Origin of the sequence: Daejeonella sp. (genome assembly GCF_044348475.1) — a bacterium.
In the GTDB taxonomy this organism is placed as follows: Bacteria; Bacteroidota; Bacteroidia; order Sphingobacteriales; family Sphingobacteriaceae; genus Daejeonella.
The window spans coordinates 1-2,638 of the sequence record NZ_JBIKSU010000165.1 but is presented as its reverse complement, the minus strand read 5'-3'; the positions used below and the strand labels follow the sequence as shown (position 1 = coordinate 2,638).

2 protein-coding genes are annotated in these 2,638 nt (G+C 38.8%); one reads left to right on the top strand and one right to left on the bottom strand.

Features of this window, described 5'->3' with window-relative positions; translation table 11 throughout:
* Nucleotides 1-181: 181 nt before the first annotated feature.
* The gene (locus tag ACIQZ6_RS12745; RefSeq protein ID WP_395811678.1) at nt 182-1,114 is read right to left on the bottom strand and encodes an LD-carboxypeptidase; all 933 of its coding nucleotides are present in this window, start codon (nt 1,112-1,114) and stop codon (nt 182-184) included.
* A gap of 179 nt (nt 1,115-1,293) precedes the next feature.
* Between ACIQZ6_RS12745 and metG the strand changes: the two genes are divergently transcribed.
* The coding region (gene metG / locus ACIQZ6_RS12740; protein WP_395811676.1) for a methionine--tRNA ligase at nt 1,294-2,638 on the top strand (1,345 nt) is incomplete at its 3' end.

The window sequence follows — 2,638 nt, the reverse complement described above, 5'->3', positions numbered from 1 at the left end:
ATATTTCATTGCTCCACCAATTGCTTCCCATTTTTCAGGTCCTCCCAAAAGTTTTGGATATCCATGCAGCATAAATAGTATGCCTAGTCCAATTCTGGTCATTAATAATCCGGTATTCCGGTATTTTCCAAGTGATCCTAATAAAGCCATAATTAATTGTTTGTATGATTCATTTTAAATTTTAGTGTTGAGATTCTGAATAAGTTAAGCTGACATTTTCTTCCTCAACAAGCATATTAACCTTACGTCCAAAGATGAGAGCCTGGTTATCATTGATATGTCCGGCTGGGAAATTAAAACAAACAGGAAAATCAAATTCGTTAACATGCTCCATGATGATTTGTTCTGCAGTTTGCCCGAAAGGAATATCATTATCTTTCATTTCTGTGAACGAACCCACAATCAGTCCTTTAAGATTGGTCAACTTGCCCGATCTTTTTAAGTTCCACATCATTCTGTCGAGCGAATAGAGGTATTCTCCAACATCTTCCAAGAAGAGGATCTTCCCTGCATAGTCTTGTTCGGAAACTGAACCAGCCATCATCACTAGGAGTGTTAAGTTGCCGCCTATTAATACAGCATTGGCTTCACCTGATCTGTTCTTGATTGCGCTTGTGTATTTATAATCAAGGGCTTCATTAAACAAGGCCTTTCTTAAAGTTTCTAATGAAACACTTGACCCATCTGCTATGGTTAAGGGCATTTGACCGTGTATACTTTCTGTTTTGTACACCGCCTGTATATGGCTATGTAGTACGGTGATATCGCTAAAGCCAATGATCCATTTTGGGTGCTTTTTGAAATTTGAAAAATCTATACGATCTATGATCCGTATGGTTCCATACCCACCGCGTGCCGCGAAAATGGCCTTAATGTTGGGATCGTCCAGAAATCGCTGCATATCAGATGTCCTGAGCTCATCGGTACCCGCAAACTGATGCCAGGATGCCTTTACGGTTTCACCCAAAACAACATTTAATCCCCATGATTCCAGAAGTTTAACTGCATCTAAAATATCTCGTGGTAGTTTTTTGGCCGGACAGGTAATGGCTACAGTATCACCAATGGTTAAATATGGAGGCGTATGATACGTGCTATTCTGATTATTTGTCAAGGTATTGATTTTAATAATGGGGTTATAAACCGGTAAATGCTGCGATAATACGTGATTATTCCTATATTATATAAAGTATAAATTTACAAATTGCTTTAAAACAAATTGTCTATTTATGCTATTAGCAAATTAGCACATTAGCCGTTATCTTTGCAAAAAAATTATTTAATAGTAAGATTTTGGGAAACGATAAATTCAAAAGATATACAGTTACTGCAGCACTCCCCTACACCAATGGTCCGGTACATATTGGACATCTAGCCGGTGTTTATATTCCTGCGGATATCTATGTCAGATTTCTCAGATCAAGGGGTAAGGATGTTATTTTTGTAAGTGGCTCTGATGAGCATGGAGTTCCCATTACACTTAAGGCCAGGAAGGAAGGAGTAAGCCCGCAAGAGGTTGTAGATAAGTACCATAAGATTATTGGCGACTCGTTTAAAGATTTTGGTATTGCCTTTAATATTTACCATAGAACATCTTCACAAACCCATCACGATACAGCTTCTGGGTTTTTTAGAACCTTGTATGACAAAGGTGTTTTCAATGAAGAAGAAACTGAGCAGTATTTTGATGAACATGCCGGGCAATTTTTAGCTGACCGGTATATTATTGGAACCTGCCCTAAATGCGGGAATGAAGAAGCTTATGGCGATCAGTGTGAAAAATGCGGATCTTCTTTAAGTCCAACAGAACTAATCAATCCGCGATCTACGCTTTCAGGAGCAAAGCCTGTATTGAAGAAAACAAAAAACTGGTTTCTTCCGCTAGATACTTTGCAGCCTCAAATAGAGGCCTATATTGATTTACATACTGATTGGAAGCCCAATGTGTACGGCCAATGTAAATCATGGCTTAGCGGTGGTTTAAATCCGCGTGCAATGACACGTGATCTTGACTGGGGTGTTAATGTTCCGGTTCAAGGTGCAGATGGAAAAGTACTTTACGTTTGGTTTGATGCACCAATTGGGTATATATCTGGCACCAAAGATCTTTGCAATCCAGACTTAAGTGCTGAAAAGAAAGCTGATTATTATCTTAACGAAAGCCTGAAGCCGAAGGATAGCTGGGAAAAATACTGGTATGCTGATGATACTAAACTTGTTCATTTTATAGGTAAGGATAATATTGTATTTCATTGCATCATATTTCCTGCCATGTTGATGGCCCATGGATCTTTTCACCTTGCGGATAATGTACCAGCAAATGAATTTTTGAACCTTGAAGGGGATAAGATCTCAACCTCAAGAAATTGGGCAGTATGGTTACATGAGTATCTTCAGGATTTTCCGGATAAGCAGGATGTATTGCGGTATGTTTTAACTGCTACCGCTCCTGAAACAAAGGATAATGACTTTACCTGGAAGGATTTCCAGGCAAGAAACAATAATGAGCTGGTTGCCATTTTTGGCAATTTTGTTAACAGGGTTTTGGTATTATCGCATAAGTATTTTGACGGACAAGTGGTGATGGGGTCTGATTTTATGGACTCTGACCTTAAAGTGATGGATGAGTTGAAAGACT